Consider the following 18,345-nt stretch of genomic DNA (forward strand, 5'->3'; position numbering starts at 1 on the left):
AATCGCCTTGGCACATCATCTATTATGCATTAACCGGCAATTATCCGAAACCCTTTTGGCATAGATTGGTTGGGAATTTTTCGATCCATTTATTGATCTTGCATCCAGTTAAGGTCTTATAAAGATCTTCAATGTAGAATGCCGCATTTTTAGAACCATCGATCCTCCTTAAGCTCACAAAAAAACTCCTTTTGAGCGGACCAGCAGGTGAGCTGGTCCGCTCAAAAGGAATTCATTTTATCCATCCATTTCTTCATTACAACCTGCCTCTAATAAAATGGATGTGGCCCTTCGTTTCTGTGCTCAAATATTTTGTTCTCCAGAGCAATTCGGCTTTTTTCAGGCAACGTTGGTGGAACCAGTAACAAAACTGGGCAGCCATCATGTTGGGAAAATACTTGGTCCTTTTCAACACCATCGATTAAGAATTGACCATCGGGCATTCGATAAACATCATAACCGAGTTGAGAAGAATTGTAGCCGATCGCATCACTCATTTCAACATCTGACATGCCTTCCGTATTCGAAGTGAGGCCCATAACTACCCCATAGTCAAAATCAAAGAGGCGAAGGCGGGGGTCATTTGTTTTGAAAATTCTAGTTTGGAGTTTATGATGCCCTGACTGTTTATATCTTTTCTTAACTCGCTTAAGCTTATCAGCGTTCATTTACGACTGTCCTCCTGCTATTTTACGTGCTTTTACCAAGCAATTTTGTTATAGGAAAATAAGTATCTATAGCATACAACCCCAATAGAAACGAGACAATGCACTTTAATGAATGTTAATCAATATACACTTTGTCCGAGGTTGAGGGAGAAACGGCCAACCACTGGCGTTTAGTAACCACTGAAGATGCATTTTCTTCTAAAATCCACGGCGTTATTTCCACCACAAAAAAGAATGCACTCACAAGGCTGTGGCTATTTCACAGCAAAGGGATCCGCCAAATGATTCTTAGCCTTCTCATCTTGCACATAGGCAACTTCCCGATCAATAATTGCCTGAGAATTTGGATCAGTATACACGTTCAGCTTGTAATCAATTTCTTTCAGATTGTCTGCCAACAGCCGCTGTTTTGCCAAAACCTCTTGGCGATGCTTTAACAACAGCTGTTTGCGGTCATCAATCGAAGCGGCTCCCTGCATACAGTAACCAATGTATTTCTTAATGTCCTTAATCTTCATATCAGTGTTCTTCAAACAGCAAATGGTGTGAATAAAATTCAAGTCAGAATCGGTAAACTCACGATATCCGGCCTCGTTTCGGGAAACAAACGGCAAGAGCCCCTGCTTGTCGTAATACCGCAGCGTGTAAATGGAAAGGCCGGTCTTTTCGGCGACCTCTTTAATTGAATAAGTCATCTCATCATCCCTTTTAAGTTTAATGTCTTGCACTAGAGTGTACTCTAGCCTTTAGGATAAAGATATTAAATTAACGAGGAGAATATAAATGATTAAAAAAGTATTAGTAACTGGCGGGAACGGCTTTCTGGGCCTCCGAATTATTTCGCAATTGTTGGCTAAAGGTTATGACGTCAGAACCACGCTGCGTTCTCTCGACAAGCAATCACTGGTATTGGATACGTTAGCCGCCAACAACATTGCAAATCTCGACCAGCTGGAATTTGTTCGAGCTGATTTATCAAAAGACGATGGCTGGCAGGAAGCAATGAACGGCATCACAGATGTCATGAGTGTCGCATCCCCCGTATTCTTCGGTAACACCAAAGATAAAAATGCGGCAATGCGACCAGCAATCGACGGCATCACCCGAAACGTCCAAGCTGCACAGAATGCGGGAGTAAAGCGACTTGTCATGACCGCGAATTTTGGCGGCGTTGGTTTCAGCAATCTGGACAAAAATAGTATCACCGATGAAAATGACTGGACCAATCCGGATCAAAAGGGCCTTTCCCTATATGAGAAATCAAAATTACTCGCTGAAAAAGAAGCTTGGAAGCTGGTGAATGAGTCTGACAATTCAATGGCGTTGACAACTATCAATCCAGTTGCCATTCTCGGACCGGCAATGAACGGGCATATATCAGGGAGTTTCGGTATTTTGGAAAACTTGATGAATGGCAGCATGAAACACATTCCCAACATTCCGCTCAACATTGTTGACGTCAGAGACGTTGCCGATTTGCACATTCGCGCCATGGAAAATCCAAATGCCGCCGGGGAACGTTTTATCGCCACCGCCGACGGCCAGATTACCATGCCGGAAATGGCAACAATTATCCGACAGCATTACCCCCAACTGAAAAGCGAAGTTGCCGATAAAATTTTACCAAACTGGGTGGTGAGGGTCGGTTCCCTATTCAACCAACAGGCAAAAGAAGGTCAACTGTTACTGGACGTGAATCGGAATGTCAGTAATCAAAAAGCCCGCGACCTGCTGGGGTGGCAGCCAGTCGGCAGTATTGAGAAAACAATTCTGGATACGCTTCAGAGCATGGACAAATTTGACCTGTTGAAGTGAATGCACCATCAAAAAAGGCATTAACCCACGTCACAAAACGTCACTGAGGTTAATGCCTTTAGTCGACCATGATTTAATTATCAACTTTACCGAGGATAAACACATAGCCATATCGACTTGCCAAATCACCAGATTCACCACTTGGCATGACAATGTTATTGACAATTTGAATGCCGAGTTTGTATCCAGATAAGGACGCCCGCTTACTGTCGGTGTAGCCTTCCGCATTCAGCAATTTCTTAACACCGGCAATTTTGGTTGCGTTGGACGCATTGTGGTTGGTGTAAAGCCACTTTTGAATTGCCGGGAACGTCTTGATATCGGTGTAGCCGGTTGTACTGATCGGACTCGGATCACCATCAATATCATTATCAAAGCTGTCATAATTATAGGCAGCGATCTTTGATAACCCCAAATCCGGCTGAGAGTTAGGGAATAACTTAATAATTTCTCTGGCGAGTTTTTGATTCTTACCGGTTTGAAGATACTGGTTAAAATCGGTATTATTCACAAAATAACCAATATCAACATAATTCATTCCGGTATGATCGGGATTAAGCCCACCCGTGATCGCAGATTCTGCAACGTACCCCCTGGTACTCTTGGTGGTACCGTTTAAAGTCCCGGACAGGTAGACGTACTTGGTATCTTTCCCATTGTGCTGCATGACAACTGTATGGGTTTTCTGGAACACAGCACCAGGATAATCCTTCAGGTTCGCCCGTTTCTTAGTATGGGTATAATTCCATACGTAAACATTTTTTGCTTTGTACGAATCCTTTACGTGGAAATAATCGTACTTGTTATACCACTTTGTGCTGATAATTTGATACCCATATGGGCTAAATCCGGGAGTCAAAGCATTTGTTCGAACATACCCCTGCATGTTGCCAGTCCGGTTGGCAACGTAATAGTAAGTCGCACTCTTCAATTTGTGATAGATGCGAACCTTTTTCTCGACAAACCACGTGGTTGTTTTGTGATTGGCGAGTTTGTAACCCTTTTTGTAGAAGACATTCGACTTGATATTTTTGTCAAATTCCTGGTTATTCCACACGGACGCCTTGGTTTTGGCCTTCGCGTGAAAGGCAACATCTTCAGTATAGTTGCTGTAATTTTGATAAGTCTTCAGCGTTTTCACCCGATAATTATTGTGGGCTGCCTGTGCGGGCTGTGGGCTGGCCACCACAGCAAATACGACAAAGGCCAGCATCACACCGACAAGCTTAACGAGTTTTTTCATGAATGAACCCCCTCTTTCAATAACAGAATATCATGATTAAGTTACCACTGTGTTAAATAATGTATTCATTTTCATGATGGATTCAGATTGGTGTGTTGACGAAAGGTAGACAATCATTTAAAATTATAGGTATTCTATCACGAAAGGAAGATTGCTATGAGTTCACTTGTTAATCGCAGTTGGCAAAGCCGGTAACAAGTCACATCGACACAGATGCGACTTGATCTTAAGCATGCGATCATGAACGCATCTGTGCCGGCAATCTTTCGGAAAACGAACGGTCTGGCCAGATGATTTCGGCAGGCCGACTTATCACGAGTATTTCGGTCAGACCGGAATGCTCGTTTTTTGTTCGCATAACTGATGGCGTTACATATTTATTCAAATTGAGGGAGACAGCTATTATGAAGAAAAAATATTTAATTTCAGGTGTCGTGTTAATTTTTGTCGTAATCTTGGGGGTTGCATTTTTCCAAGGACAACAGAAGCAAAAGCCCCAGGCCAAGCCAACCGTGGGGATTCTCCAGTTGATGTCCCATCCAGCTTTGGATGCCATCCATAAAGGAATTATCCACGGTCTTGAAGAAGAGGGCTATAAACCTGGTAAGAACATCAAAATTGACTTTCAAAATGCCCAAAATGATCAAAGTAATTTGAAGACCATGAGCACCAAGTTTGCCAACGAGGACGCCGATCTTTCAATTGGGATCGCCACCCCATCTGCTCAGGCATTGGCCAACACCATTACCCACAAGCCCGTCATCTTGGGGGCCATCACTGATCCTAAAGGCGCTGGTTTGGTAAAGAACAATGAAAAACCCGGCGGCAACATCACCGGTGTTTCCGATCAGGCACCTTTAAAAGAGCAGCTGAATTTGATCAAGCAATTCATGCCAAAAATGAAAACCTTGGGAATTATCTACACTTCCAGTGATGACTCCGCTGTTGCCCAATACAAGATGTTTGTCAAATTATGCAAACAGGAAAACGTCCGTCTCAAAGCATACTCAATCGCCAACACCAACGATTTGACCCAGGTTGCTGAACAAGCGGTTCGCTCAGTGGATGCCATTTATGTCCCAACCGACAACACGATTGCTGGGGCCATGCAGACACTGGTTGGCGCTGCCAATAACGCCAAAGTCCCTGTTTTCCCAGCTGTTGATACGATGGTCAAGCAAGGCGGCGTAGCAACTTACGGCATCGACCAGTATCAATTAGGAGTTGCGACCGGTAAGATGAGTGCCCAAATATTGAAGGGTAAGAAGAAGCCGTCAACCACCCCAATTAAATTCTTCCGTCACGGAAAATTAATTATCAATGAAAAGCAGGCTAACAAGTTGGGAATCAAGATTCCTGCCAACCTCTTAAAAGAAGCCCAACAAAAAGGAGAATTGATCAAATGAGTATTATCGTCTCAGCCATCGGCCAAGGATTGACCTGGGGAATTGTCGGTATCGGCTTATTCCTGACTTTTAGAATTCTGGATTTCCCCGACATGACCGTTGAAGGAACCTTCCCCATGGGCGCAGCTGCCTGTGTCGCCGCCATTTATTCAGGGGCCTCACCACTAGTCGCAACTTTGATTGCCTTTGTGGCAGGCATGCTGGCTGGTTTGGTGACTGGTTTGCTGTATACCAAAGGTAAAATTCCGGTATTACTTGCCGGAATTCTGGTGATGACCGCTGCTTACTCAGTCAACCTGAGAATCATGGGCAGAGCCAATTTATCGCTCTTCGACAAACCCACCATGTTAAAGAACCACTTTTTGGAATCCTTACCACCCTATTTTGACAGTGTCCTTCTTGGGATCGTCGTGGTTGCCATCGTCACAGCACTTATTGTTTACTTTCTCCAGACCAACCTCGGCCAAGCATTTATTGCCACCGGTGATAATCCCAACATGGCCCGCTCACTTGGCATCAGCACAGATGCCATGCAGATTATGGGCTTGGGTGTTTCTAACGGTTTAATTGGCCTTGGTGGCGCCTTGGTTGCTCAAAATAATGGTTTTGCCGACGTCAATATGGGAATCGGTGTCATCGTGGTTGCCCTGGCTTCCATCATTATTGGTGAAGTCGTCTTTGGCGATTTGACGATGAACCAGCGGCTGATCGCAGTGACCATCGGGAGTATCTTGTACCGATTTGTTATTTTGCTGGTTCTCAAGCTCGGCTTCAACGCCAACGATTTGAACCTAATTTCAGCTATCGTCTTGGCATTATTCATGATGTTCCCGGTTTTGGAAAAACGCTTCCGAATCCGCCATACTTTAGCAAAGGGGATGACCAAACATGACTGAACCAATCTTCGAATTAAATGACATTGTGGTCACCGTCAACCACGGCACACCTGAGCAGATTAACATCATGGATCACGTGAATTTATCTGTCTTCCCTGGCGACTTCATTACGATTCTCGGTTCTAACGGGGCCGGTAAATCGACCTTGTTCAACGTCATTGGCGGCAATCTCCCTGTGACCAGCGGCCAAATTCTCCTGAACGGCAAGGACATCACCAGCATGTCGGTTGAGAAGCGGACCCGGTTCTTAAGCCGAGTATTCCAGGATCCCAAAATGGGAACTGCGCCACGGATGACGGTGGCAGAAAATCTGCTGCTGTCCGAAAAGCGTGGCCAACGTCGCGGCTTTGCACCGCGGCATCTCAAGACGCACATGGATAAATTCAAGCAAATCACCTCAGTGATGAATAACGGTTTGGAACATCGGCTGAACACGGCAACTGGCAAGCTTTCCGGTGGCCAGCGACAGGCCTTGAGTTTCTTGATGGCCACCATCAAGCGCCCCGACATCCTGTTATTGGATGAGCACACCGCAGCCCTTGATCCGCAAACTTCGCAAGAATTGATGACTGCCACGAACGATCAAATTACCCGCAACCATTTAACCTGTTTGATGATCACCCACCATTTGGATGATGCCCTGAAATACGGAAATCGCTTAATTGTCTTGGATAACGGTCGAATCACTTACGATATCGCCGGTGACGAGAAGGATAATCTCACCAAGGAAGAGTTGCTGAGTTTCTTTAATGATATTGAAGAGTAACGCACGATTGCTTTTATAATTAAAATGTCAACTTGGTCGGTGCATGCGAATCCGCATGTACCGGCCTTTTTTCTTGCTTCCATTTTTGAGAGAAGGTTCAAATCCTTTAAAATCTGAGTAAAATGAGACCTACCATTCGGTTTATGAGAAATTTTAAAGCGCTTTCTTTGTATATTCTATATCTTCCTATTTATAATGAGGGCGTACAAAGTGTCTATAATCATTTGTGATTGTGAATTTTCTATATAATTTTAACTTATGTAAATAATTCGATTTTTCTTCACAGAATCTTTATAGATTTTTTGTAAACTATAGTCAGTAAAGGAAAAGGAAGTGAACATTATGCAAAATCAACAATCAACTCCAAAGAAACGTCGATTTAAGATGCCTTCAGCCTACACCATCTTATTTCTGATCATTATTTTTGTTGCTATTTTAACTTGGATCATCCCTGCCGGACAGTATAGCACCGACAAAGCCGGCAATATCATTGCCCACACTTACAAAGCGGTGGCTTCTAATCCGCAGGGAATCTGGGACGTCTTCTCCGCCCCGATTTATGGAATGGTCGGAAATGATACGACGGAAGGCGCGATCTCCGTTTCACTGTTCATCCTGGTGATTGGGGGCTTCTTGGGAGTCGTCAATCAAACTAAGGCGCTTGATGATGGAATTGCGACTGTTGTGTCAAAATACAAAGGCAAGGAAAAAGTTTTGATTCCCCTGCTGATGATTTTGTTTGCACTTGGTGGGTCAACTTACGGCATGGCCGAAGAAACCATTGCCTTTTACCCACTGCTAATTCCAGTCATGATTGGGGTCGGCTTCGATTCACTAGTGGCCGTCGCAATTGTCTTGGTTGGTTCGCAGGTCGGATGTTTGGCATCCACGGTTAACCCATTTGCGACCGGGGTTGCCTCACAAACGCTGCACATTTCACCCGGAGATGGGATTATTTCCCGGGCGGTCCTGTTTGTCATCGTGGTGGCAATCAGTATCCTGTTTGTTTACCGATACGCTGCCAAAATTGAAAATGATCCTTCAAGGTCTTACGTCTTTGAACAGCGTGAAGAAGATTTGAAACGATTTGCGTTGAACCATGAAGACCAACCCGGCACTAAGATGACCGGCCGACAAAAAGCCGTTCTCTGGATGTTTGGTTTGACATTCCTAGTCATGATCATGGGCTTGATTCCATGGGACCAAATCAACAAGAACTGGACCTTCTTTACCAGTTTCACCAAATGGGTTCAAGATGTGCCATTCTTAGGTAGTCTGGTTGGTTCCAACCTGGTACCATTTGGTTCCTGGTACTTCACTGAAATTACGACCCTCTTCTTCTTGATGGCAATCGTGGTGATGTTCGTCTTCCATATGAAGGAATCCACATTTATCGAATCATTCTTAGCCGGAATGAGTGACTTCATGGGTGTAGCAATTGTTGTTGCTGTTGCCCGTGGAATTCAAGTTGTCATGAATGATGGAAACATCACCGCAACCGTTCTCCACTGGGGTGAAATGGGCTTGTCCAACCTCGGGTCGGTTGTCTTCATCATCTTGGCATACATCTTCTACATCCCAATGTCCTTCTTGATTCCATCAACGTCAGGCCTGGCAGCCGCTACGATGGGCATCATCGGCCCAATGGGTAAGTTCGCCGGTGTTGACCCAAGCTTGGTTGTAACAGCTTACCAGAGTGCATCCGGCTGGGTTAACCTAATCACACCAACATCGGGCGTTGTGATGGGAGCCTTGACAATTGCCCACGTCAACATCACGACTTGGTGGAAATTCATGTTCAAATTGATGGTTTACTTGTTCTTAGCGACTGCGATTTTCCTGGGGGTAATGGCACTGCTGTAGAGCGCGACGAGGCCCGGGTGATGCGGTTTCTAAGGGTACTGTGATTAAAGCCCCTGGTTTTGGGGCTTTAATCACAGTACCCTTAGAAGTTAGCATCTGGGCCGTCGGAGCGCATTTCAATCAGAGCGCGACGAGGCCCGGGTGACCCCGGAGTGTAAGCCGAAAGCTTTGATGATGGACGTTTTTGGTCCATCATTAAAGTTTTTGGCTTACACAGTAGGGGTCAGGGCCGTCGGAGCGCCTTTCCACTCGGTAAAAAGAACCCACAAACACCCATCAACCTCAAACAAAAGCCACCAACCAAAACCACTAACAACAACCAAAAACCAAAAAACTCAACCTAGGAGGCACCAACAAAAATGTCTGAAAAATTAGTCACAGAAACAGAACAAAACGAAGCTGTTGAAGGCTTAAAACGCTTAGTCAGCAAACCTTCAGTCAATGATCCAGCCACCGTTTCCAAAACGACGCCATTTGGTCAAGGAATCGACGACGCATTAACCGAAGTCTTACAGATCGCTGAAGAAAATGGCTTCAAGACGTTTAAAGATCCTGAAGGCCATTATGGCTATGCTGAAATTGGCTCCGGCGATAAGATCTTTGGCATTATTGGCCACATGGACGTTGTCCCGGCCGGTGATCCAAATGATTGGGATTCCGATCCATTTACCGCAACCATCAAAGATGGCTACATTTACGGCCGTGGCACCCAAGACGACAAAGGTCCTTCGATGGCAGCCATGTTCGCCGTCAAAGCCCTAGTTGATCGTGGGTACAAGTTCAACTGCCGCATTCGATTTATCTTCGGCACCGACGAAGAGACCCTTTGGCGTGGGATTGCTGTGTATAACCAAAAGGAATCCCCAACTGATTTTGGAATCGCACCCGATGCCGAATTCCCACTGATTTACGCAGAAAAAGGGCTGGAACAGTCCTACCTGGTTGGTCCCGGGATGGATGATCTGTCCCTCGATTTGGAAAATGCTTTTAACGCCGTCCCTGCCAAAGCCCCTTACAACGGGCCAAAGCTGGATGAAGTCAAGGCATCCCTGGACAAACACGGCTTCAAATACGAAGACCATGGCACTGATGGCATCACCGTCGTTGGTAAAGCGGTTCATGCCATGAATGCCCCTCAAGGTACCAATGCAGTCTTGCGTTTGGCAATTGCCTTGGACAACGTCTTTGACAGCCCCGTACTCGACTTCTTTGGCAAGAAATTCCAGGAGGACGCTACCGGTACCAATCTGCTTGGCGATGTCGAAGATGAGGCGTCTGGTCATTTGACCATGAATATTTCCAGTCTCAAAATTGATCAAAAAGAAACTCGCATGCAAGTCGACATGCGGATTCCCGTCACCGTTAATCATGACGAATTGATTGAAAAGCTCAAGGAGGCGGCCGAACCATATGACCTGCACTACGAGGCATTTGACTATGTTGCCCCACTGTATGTGCCAACTGACAGTGATTTAGTCAAGACGTTAATGTCAACCTACAAGGATTTGACCGGCGATGACACCCAACCGCAAATTTCCGGCGGTGCCACATTTGCCCGAACCATGAACAACTGCGTGGCTTATGGTGCCATGCTGCCAGGAACCCCTGATTTTATGCATCAGGTCAATGAAAATTGGGAGCTTAAGAGTATGTACAAGGCAATGGATATTTACGCTGAAGCAATTAAACGTCTCTGCACAGACTAACCGTGACGTTCATGAAATATAAAAAATGCTCGGGAACCAATCGTTCTCGAGCATTTTTGTGTCTCTATTAATCTAAGCGAGTCTATTTGTTTTGAGCAGCCGACTTCAATGCGGCATTCTTTCGCATATCCATTTCAATTTGTTCAAGCGTCTTGCCACGGGTTTCTGGCACCATGTAGATGACGAAGAAGATTGAAACGATCGCAAAGAAGGTAAAGACGGCAAATGGTCCACCAACATTGTTGTTAAACATGTGAAGTAATTCCAAGAAGAATTGTGAAACGATAAAGTTTCCAATCCAGTTGGCAGCGGAACCAATTGAAGTTCCGACTCCACGGACATTCAATGGGAAGATTTCACCGATCATCAACCAGCAAATTGGGCCCCATGAAACGGCGAAACCAAAGATATAAATTCCAATCAGGATCATGGTTGGAACAGCAGCGTCTTGAACTTTTAAAGTGAAGTTCAAGATTGAGAGAATTCCAATTGACAATGCCATGACGATTGAACCAAATAGCAGAATGGTTCTTCGGTTGAATCGATCCATGATATTGTATGCCAAGATCGTGCAGAGGAAGTTGACAATCCCAATCCCAACAGAAATCCAAATAGCGTTACTCTCAGGGAAACCAAAGCCTTTAATGAAGACTTGCGGCAGGAAATAAATCACTGAATTAATTCCAACTAACTGTTGAAGCAGCATCAGCAAAATCGCAACAATCACTGCTGGGCGAGCAAAGGTAAACAGCTCTTTGAGACCGCCCTTGGGTTGGTTGGCAACTTCTTGAATCCCAGCCAATTCCTTGTCAGGATCCTCATCTGTCTTTGCCCGGAGTTCATGAAGAACGTCCCGAGCCTCGTCAATCCGACCCTTTTCAACCAAATAACGTGGTGATTCGGGGAGAATGATTGAACCGACAAACAGCATCAAAGCTGGAATCAAAGCGGATCCAAGCATCCAACGCCAGTCACGTAATCCCAGCAGATTGTGATGTAAGAATCCTAAGTTGGAAACGTATGCTAACAGGATTCCTAAAGTAATCATCAACTGAAACATCGTACCAAGTGAGCCACGGTGCGGTGCATCAGCCAACTCTGCCAAATAGGCTGGCGTTAAAGCTGACGCAGATCCGACAGCAAAGCCTAAGATGATTCGGGCAATGACCATTGATACAAATCCTTGGGCAAACATTGACAGTCCTGATCCAATTAAGAATAGGATCGAGGCTAAAACCAACAGGCGCTTTCGACCAAACCGGTCCGAAAGTGAACCAATCGACAACGCACCAACAGATGAACCAATCAAAACAGACGAGACAATGAACCCAGTCTGTTCAGTTCCTAAATTAAAATTGCTTTCAATCAATGGTGAGGCACCTGAAATAATACCAGTATCAAATCCAAATAGAAGGCCACCTAATGCACCAAAGAAGAAAATAAAGAACGTACTTAAATGACGTGCTTTCACGATTATCCCTCCTTAGGGGATCATTTCTGAATCAATCAAATCTTGTAATCCCTTTCATTTGAAACAAAAATACATTAAAACAGTTCAGTATTCATACTCCCCCTTTAGATACTCAATTTGTACTATCCTTCAGTATAAAAACGTTGAGGCTAAAATTCAAGAAATTACATTTTTGACTTACTAATATTCAGTTGATAACCAATCAGATTTAAAGCTAATTTGTAATTCGTTATAATAGTTAGGTACCGAAACACTTTGCTTGTGTTCAAAAAAATTCAGTGTATACTTCTTATTGTTAGGTACCTAAGTATAACAATTTAAAGGAGAATGAATATGGCAGATATTAATAAAAGAGAACTATTAGGCAAGTTCTTCGGCTTCCTTCATGGAACCCAACGATTTGCCCGTCACCAAGAACGGCCTTACCATTTGCGGGGCCAAAACAGAGTCCTGGTTATCCTGTCCAAGGAAGGCACACTGATTCAAAGTCAGTTGGCTGAAATCATGGACATCCGACCATCATCAATGACTGAATTGTTGTCCAAGTTGGAAGAGCGCGGCTTGATCACCCGGACTCCTGACGAAAACGACAAACGAGTTACCAATGTGGCCATCACCGACGAAGGCAAGAAAGCCATCGAAGACGATGATTCCACTGATGACATGCTCGACCAAATTTTTGCGGGGCTCTCTGATGAAGAATTGGCTCAATTAAACGAACTGTTGAGTAAATTGAACACGTCACTCAAAGAGAAACTCCCTGACCACGACGACGAACCAGGTTGGGGACACCGTTTCCCTCACCGCGGATTTGGCGGCGGCCCTCATGGCCATCACGGCTTTGGTGGTCCCCACGGCGATCCTCGCGGTCATGGACCAATGGGATTCGCGCCAAGAGATTAAGTTGTTTCATCACAGAAAGGCTGCCGATTTGGCAGCCTTTTTGCATACATATAATACTCTAACTTTTCACATTCTAACTCTTCACAAAATTAGCAATCACATCCTGTTTCTTACTCATCTTAATTTTCGCCTGAGCAGCTGCTAAGCGAGCCACCGGTACCCGGTAAGGTGAGCAGGAAACATAGGAAACATTGATCGACTCGAAGAACTCGATTGATTTGGGATCCCCACCAACTTCTCCGCAAACGCCGATTGGCAGGTTGGGTTTGGTAAACCGGCCTTTCTCAACAGCCATCTTCATTAATTCACCGACGCCGTCTACATCAACCGTTTGGAACGGATCTGCTTTGAGAAGCCCCTTCTCAATGTATTCTGGCATGAACGAACCCACATCATCCCGGGAGAAGCCATAGGTCAGCTGGGTTAAATCGTTGGTGCCAAAGCTGAAGAAGTCGGATACTTCGGCAACTTTATCAGCAGTTAAGCAGGCCCGCGGAATTTCCATCATCGTTCCAACCGTGTATTTCAACCTGGTTCCTTGCTCGTTAAACAAGCTTTCGACCTGGTTCACAACGATGTCTCGAACCCAGCTCATCTCAGCCTTGGAACCGGTGAGTGGAATCATAATGTGTGGCTGAATTTCCAGTCCTTGGGTGTGCAGCTCCAAAGCAGCTCCAATGATTGCCCGTACCTGCATCTCATAAATGTCTGGGAAGGTTACAGCCAATCGATCGCCACGATGACCGAGCATCGGGTTGATTTCTTTGAGGGCATCCACTCGACGAACCAGGTATTCCGGGTCAATTCCCAACTGATCGGAAACTTGAGCAATTTCTTTGGCGTCGTGCGGTAAAAATTCGTGTAATGGTGGATCCAGCAAACGAATCGTGACCGAACGGCCTTCCGATAAACGGAACAATTCGTAAAAGTCTCCCTGCTGCATCTGCAGTAACTCGGCCAGGGGGGCTTTTCGTTCTTCGGCGTCTTCAGCGATGATCAACCGTCTCATTTCCAGCAGTCGCTCCGGTTTGAAGAACATGTGCTCCGTTCGAGTCAGGCCAATTCCGTCAGCACCGAATTTCAGTGCTTGGGCAAAATCGGCAGGCGTGTCGGCGTTGGCATACACGCCCAGGTCTCCTTCCTGCTTGGACCAATCCAAAATTGTCGACAGGTCGTCATTGACCCTTGAATCATTGGTCTGAATCTGCCCGAAATAAAGGTTACCGTTAGTGCCGTCAACTGACAGCCAGTCTCCTTCGTGCAGCTCAGTTCCGGCAATGGTGGCGACCCCGTTTTGATAGTCAACCTGCAGATCATTCACCCCAACCGTCGCCGGGGTTCCCATGCCACGCGCCACAACCGCCGCGTGGGAAGTCATCCCACCACGGGAAGTGACAATCGCTTCACTAATGACCATCCCTTCAATGTCCTCTGGTGACGTATCCTGCCGAACCAGGATAACCTGCTGTTCCAAATCATCATGGGCAGCTTTGGCAGACTCAGCGGTGAAATAGATCTGGCCGGAAGCAGCTCCTGGTGAAGCCGGCAGACCACTGGCAGCCGGCTGGCTCTGCTGCAGGGCTTCCTCGTCGAATTCTGGGTAGAGAATCGCGCCAATTGAATCCGGATTAATTCTCAGCAACGCTTCCGTCCGAGAGATCAAGCCTTCTTCGACTAAATCAACCGCAATTTTAACTGCCGCGGTCGGCGTACGTTTGCCGTTTCTGGCTTGCAGCATGTACAGTGTTCCGTGTTCAATGGTAAATTCCAAATCCTGCATGTCGCGGTAATGAATTTCCAGTTTCTTGGCAGTGGCCACAAACTCGTTGTAAAGATCGGGCATTGTGTCGGCTAATGTACTGATCGGCTGGGGTGTTCGAATCCCCGCCACAACATCTTCCCCTTGGGCGTTTAAGAGGTACTCCCCGAATAATTTGTTCTCCCCGGTTGCTGGATTACGGGTAAACGCAACCCCAGTCCCCGAGTCTTCGCCAGCATTGCCAAAGACCATCATTTGAACGTTAACGGCGGTTCCCAAATCACTGGCAATATGGTTTTCCCGGCGATAGACCTGGGCGCGATGATTGTTCCATGATTCAAAAACCGCATTCACTGCAGCAAGCAGTTGAACTTTGGGATCCTGCGGGAACTCTTTGCCGGCTTCGGCTATGTAGAGTTCTTTAAACTTACCGACAATTGTGTGCAAATCTGCCACCGTCAAGTCCAGGTCGGAGTCATAATGATTGGTGATTTTAATATCTTCGAGAATCTGGTCAAAAATGTCCTCGGGGATTTCGTACACCACGTTGCCAAACATCGCTAAGAGACGGCGGTAACTATCGTAGGCAAACCGTTCATTATCGGTAATCGCCGCTAAAGTTTTAACAGTCTGGTCATTTAGACCAATGTTCAAGATGGTGTCCATCATCCCGGGCATTGAAATTGCCGCTCCGGAACGAACGGAAACCAGCAACGGATTATCCGGGCTGTTGAATCGTTTCCCCACTTTAGTGCTTAATTGGTCGAGTGCCTGATCAATTTGTTCGAGCGTGTCGTCATTCAACTGATTACCGTTGTCATAGAATGCCTGGCAGGCCTCGGTACTAATTGTAAATCCACTTGGAACCGGGAACCCCAGTGAGGTCATTTGTGCCAAATTAGCCCCTTTGCCCCCAAGTAAACGACGCATATCCTTGTTACCTTCTTCAAAGCGATAAATGTATTTCATATCATAACGTCCTTTCTGAACTAATTAGAGTGTTACATTGGATGCATTTATCATATATGATACGTTTTAATAATGCAAATTAAATTTTAAAGAACGTTTTATTTAACGGTAATGAAATGTTGCTCTTAAAAGGGTTGGCACGTTGAAAAAGAATTTTACTACCAATCCGTTTTCTTAAATAAGACGTTTTATTGGATACATATTTGATCAGATATGATAGAATTGGACTAGTGGTACGGACCAACGACTATCGAAAGTGGGAGCGATTAACTTGAAACTATCCGACCGGCAAAACCAAATCGTCGACATTGTTAAACAGAAAGACCCCATCACCAGCCGCCAAATTGCTGCAGAGTTGGGGTTGAGTATGCCGACCATTCGATCCGACCTCAGACTCCTGACGGCATTCAACATTCTGGAAGCCAAGCCCAAAGTTGGTTACACCTACAATGATTCTCAAGCCAAGCCTTTAAGCTATCACAAGCTTTATGCGGAACCGATCGCTAATATTCTGCAGAAACCAACTGAGATTCGTGAGGATGCCACATTGACCGAGGCGGTCAACACCCTGTTTATCGAGGATGTCGGTTCCCTTTACGTCATTGGCGATCGTCAAGAACTGGTCGGCTTAATTTCCCGCAAGGATTTGTTACGGGCAACCCTGAATAATACCAATGCTTCACTGACACTTGCCAGTACAGTCATGACGCGAATGCCCAATATTTTCACCGTTACCCCAGATATGTCGGTCCTCCAAACCGGGCAGCTCTTATTGGATCGCAAAGTCGATTCTCTGCCAGTGGTGGATAAGGACCAGCCAACCAAAGTCGTCGGCAAAATTACTAAAAATCGAATCTTTCAACATTTCATTACCAGTGTTGACTAATCATCCCACTCAAAAGAGCTCAGGCATTTGCCTTTGCTCTTATTTAATTGGTGCAAAATGCCAGACCCCAGTTTTGATTTAAGTCTGTTTTAAGGTCAATAATGTATAAGTAAACTAGATTATTTTTACTAAGGACGGTGACTGCAAAACAGCTATGTTGAAAAAGAGAATTGAATGGATTGATATCGCCAAAGCATACGGTATTATTGCGGTGGTGTTTGGCCACGCGTTAGCCAGCGGCACAACCACCAACATTATTTATTGGTGGCACATGCCCCTGTTCTTCATTGTCGGCGGATTCTTCTTGAAGCCGATTGACACAACTAAATTAACTCATTGGAAAAAGTTCTTTAATAAACGCATTTACCGGGATCTGCTGATCTACTTTATCGCGGGGATCGGCTTGATCCTGTTGTATAGCATCTTGTATGACAAAAATTGGGATTACTTGATTAACCACCTCTCAAGACTGTTGGTCGGGGGCCGGACATTGAACCTGTACACGTCAACGTTCTGGTTTGTGAACGTCTACCTGCTGTCAATTACGGCGGTGACCCTGTTGATTTCGACCGTTAAATCCAGAATTGGTCAGCTCACAATTGTCGGGTTGGGATTATTTATCTCTACCTGCTATGACAAAATTGATTGGGTGAACTTGTACAATTATCAAACAATGCCCTGGAACTTGGATATCGTCTTGATTGCTGCATTCTTTACCTACGTCGGTTATCTGTTTTTCCACACAAATTGGCACTGGATTGAAAAGCCATTGCCGATTGGATTACTGGTTGGTGCTTCCTTGGCAATCATTGGCTTGTATCTTAATCAGAAATTCAGCTTTGAATTTTCGATGAAATCTCATCTGATTCAATCATCAGAGCCGAAAATCTTGATGCTGGCCACCATCCCACTGATTTTTTCATTTGGTGTGATGGGGCTATCGGCACTTACCAGCAAGCTGTCGATTGGCTTGTTGCTGTCAACCATTGGTAAGCACACCATGATTATTATGTATTTACACGGCACCCTGCTGGACATCGCAGAACAGGCTGGTATTGAAAACGTGGCCGTCAAAGTGATGATTGCGTTGGTTATCCCAATGCTGCTGGCACTGCTCAAGCAGCCGGTTGTTCGAAGGAATAGTATTTATTTACAAGGATAATAAAAGAGAGTGTGAAAGCGGACGTTTAGCAAGGGAAATTTAAGCACCGCCAGGCGGAAACCGAGTCAGGTTTTCGAGTGGTGGTGCTTAAATTTCCCTTGCTGTCCGCTTTCACACGTTTGATCCAAATAACAGTAAAACACCAGGAAACCGAGTCAGGTTTTCGGCTGGTGGCGCTTAAACCTCGCTTGCTGTCCTCTTTCACACGTTTGATCCAAATAACAGTGACACTCAAAAAAGGCTGAGATTACTAACAAATTGTTAGATCTCAGCCTCTTCTTTCTTGGTTCTGGAATCAACATCATGATCCCATATTCAATTATTTAAAATCCAACTCTAAATACTCCGCGCCATCCAAGGGGTTAAAGCGGTACGGGTCGATTGGTTTAAAACCGGCGGCGTGATAAATTTTTAAAGCCCCGGTCATTGATTTCAAGGTGTCCAAACGAATCGCCTGATAGCCCAAACGCTCGGCACTGGCTAAAATTCTGGCGACCAGTTCCTGACCAATCCCGAGTTTTCGGAAGTCGTCACGAACGTAAAGCCGCTTCATTTCAGCAATCCCCGGTTCAAATTCATGAACAGCGACCACACCAGCTAATTGATCATTCACATATGCTAAGATGAGATCTCCTTTGGGCTGGTTATACCGGGTCGCTAATTCATTTAATTCATCATTGAAGTCTTGGAATCCCAGGTCGAATCCGAGTGACTTGGAATACTCAAGAAAAATCTGCTTGGCGGCGTTAAAGTCTGCCGCCGTACTGGCATGCTTATACTTCAGTTGTGCTGGTTGAGCTTGTTCCATGTAACCATCCCTCCTGACAATTAG

General features: G+C 45.4%; 15 protein-coding genes. 9 read left to right on the forward strand and 6 right to left on the reverse strand.

The window, feature by feature from the left end:
• Window positions 1-269: 269 nt before the first annotated feature.
• Window positions 270-668: a hypothetical protein gene (locus tag KE627_RS03535; protein ID WP_041805737.1), complete on the reverse strand. Its 399-nt coding sequence runs from the start codon at window positions 666-668 to the stop codon at window positions 270-272.
• Window positions 669-922: 254 nt separating this feature from the next.
• Window positions 923-1,363: a MerR family transcriptional regulator gene (locus tag KE627_RS03540; RefSeq protein WP_013728653.1), complete on the reverse strand. Its 441-nt coding sequence runs from the start codon at window positions 1,361-1,363 to the stop codon at window positions 923-925.
• An 88-nt stretch (window positions 1,364-1,451) separates the two neighbouring features.
• Between KE627_RS03540 and KE627_RS03545 the strand changes: the two genes are divergently transcribed.
• Entirely contained in the window at window positions 1,452-2,483 is a 1,032-nt protein-coding gene (locus tag KE627_RS03545; protein WP_013728654.1) for an SDR family oxidoreductase, read from the forward strand.
• A gap of 73 nt (window positions 2,484-2,556) precedes the next feature.
• Here the strand turns inward: KE627_RS03545 and KE627_RS03550 are convergent, their stop codons facing one another.
• Window positions 2,557-3,726: a hypothetical protein gene (locus KE627_RS03550; protein WP_013728655.1), complete on the reverse strand. Its 1,170-nt coding sequence runs from the start codon at window positions 3,724-3,726 to the stop codon at window positions 2,557-2,559.
• A gap of 404 nt (window positions 3,727-4,130) precedes the next feature.
• On the opposite strand from KE627_RS03550, the gene trpX reads away from it, so the two are divergent.
• The 5 genes from trpX (at window position 4,131) to KE627_RS03575 (ending at window position 10,363) form a co-directional block, all read left to right on the forward strand.
• Complete coding sequence (trpX, locus tag KE627_RS03555; RefSeq protein ID WP_014940466.1) at window positions 4,131-5,132, forward strand: tryptophan ABC transporter substrate-binding protein; 1,002 nt, start codon at window positions 4,131-4,133, stop codon at window positions 5,130-5,132.
• Window positions 5,129-6,028 carry an ABC transporter permease gene (locus tag KE627_RS03560; RefSeq protein ID WP_056939201.1) on the forward strand — a complete coding sequence of 300 codons (900 nt, stop codon included), beginning with the start codon at window positions 5,129-5,131 and terminating at the stop codon, window positions 6,026-6,028. Before trpX ends, KE627_RS03560 begins: the two co-directional genes overlap by 4 nt.
• Window positions 6,021-6,794, forward strand: a complete 774-nt coding sequence (locus KE627_RS03565; protein WP_056939202.1) for an ABC transporter ATP-binding protein — start codon at window positions 6,021-6,023, stop codon at window positions 6,792-6,794. The genes KE627_RS03560 and KE627_RS03565 overlap by 8 nt, the downstream gene beginning before the upstream one ends.
• A 342-nt stretch (window positions 6,795-7,136) precedes the next feature.
• Window positions 7,137-8,657 (forward strand): YfcC family protein, encoded by a 1,521-nt coding sequence (locus KE627_RS03570; protein WP_013728659.1) that lies wholly within the window; start codon window positions 7,137-7,139, stop codon window positions 8,655-8,657.
• 359 nt (window positions 8,658-9,016) lie between these two features.
• Entirely contained in the window at window positions 9,017-10,363 is a 1,347-nt protein-coding gene (locus tag KE627_RS03575) for a M20 family metallopeptidase (RefSeq protein WP_013728660.1), read from the forward strand.
• A gap of 82 nt (window positions 10,364-10,445) precedes the next feature.
• On the opposite strand, the gene KE627_RS03580 is transcribed toward KE627_RS03575, so the two are convergent.
• Window positions 10,446-11,834 carry a sugar porter family MFS transporter gene (locus KE627_RS03580; RefSeq protein WP_013728661.1) on the reverse strand — a complete coding sequence of 463 codons (1,389 nt, stop codon included), beginning with the start codon at window positions 11,832-11,834 and terminating at the stop codon, window positions 10,446-10,448.
• A gap of 333 nt (window positions 11,835-12,167) precedes the next feature.
• On the opposite strand from KE627_RS03580, the gene KE627_RS03585 reads away from it, so the two are divergent.
• Complete coding sequence (locus KE627_RS03585) at window positions 12,168-12,737, forward strand: MarR family winged helix-turn-helix transcriptional regulator (RefSeq protein ID WP_013728662.1); 570 nt, start codon at window positions 12,168-12,170, stop codon at window positions 12,735-12,737.
• A 73-nt stretch (window positions 12,738-12,810) separates the two neighbouring features.
• Here the strand turns inward: KE627_RS03585 and ppdK are convergent, their stop codons facing one another.
• Window positions 12,811-15,465 (reverse strand): pyruvate, phosphate dikinase, encoded by a 2,655-nt coding sequence (ppdK, locus tag KE627_RS03590; RefSeq protein ID WP_013728663.1) that lies wholly within the window; start codon window positions 15,463-15,465, stop codon window positions 12,811-12,813.
• A 271-nt stretch (window positions 15,466-15,736) separates the two neighbouring features.
• Here ppdK and KE627_RS03595 point away from each other — a divergent pair, with 271 nt between their 5' ends.
• Window positions 15,737-16,351, forward strand: a complete 615-nt coding sequence (locus KE627_RS03595; protein WP_013728664.1) for a CBS domain-containing protein — start codon at window positions 15,737-15,739, stop codon at window positions 16,349-16,351.
• Window positions 16,352-16,505: 154 nt separating this feature from the next.
• Entirely contained in the window at window positions 16,506-17,513 is a 1,008-nt protein-coding gene (locus KE627_RS03600; RefSeq protein WP_056939239.1) for an acyltransferase family protein, read from the forward strand.
• A gap of 319 nt (window positions 17,514-17,832) precedes the next feature.
• On the opposite strand, the gene KE627_RS03605 is transcribed toward KE627_RS03600, so the two are convergent.
• Window positions 17,833-18,321, reverse strand: a complete 489-nt coding sequence (locus KE627_RS03605; protein ID WP_013728666.1) for a GNAT family N-acetyltransferase — start codon at window positions 18,319-18,321, stop codon at window positions 17,833-17,835.
• Between the last annotated feature and the right edge of the window lie 24 nt (window positions 18,322-18,345).

Source organism: Lentilactobacillus buchneri (assembly GCF_018314255.1).
GTDB classification, from domain to species: Bacteria; Bacillota; Bacilli; order Lactobacillales; family Lactobacillaceae; genus Lentilactobacillus; species Lentilactobacillus buchneri.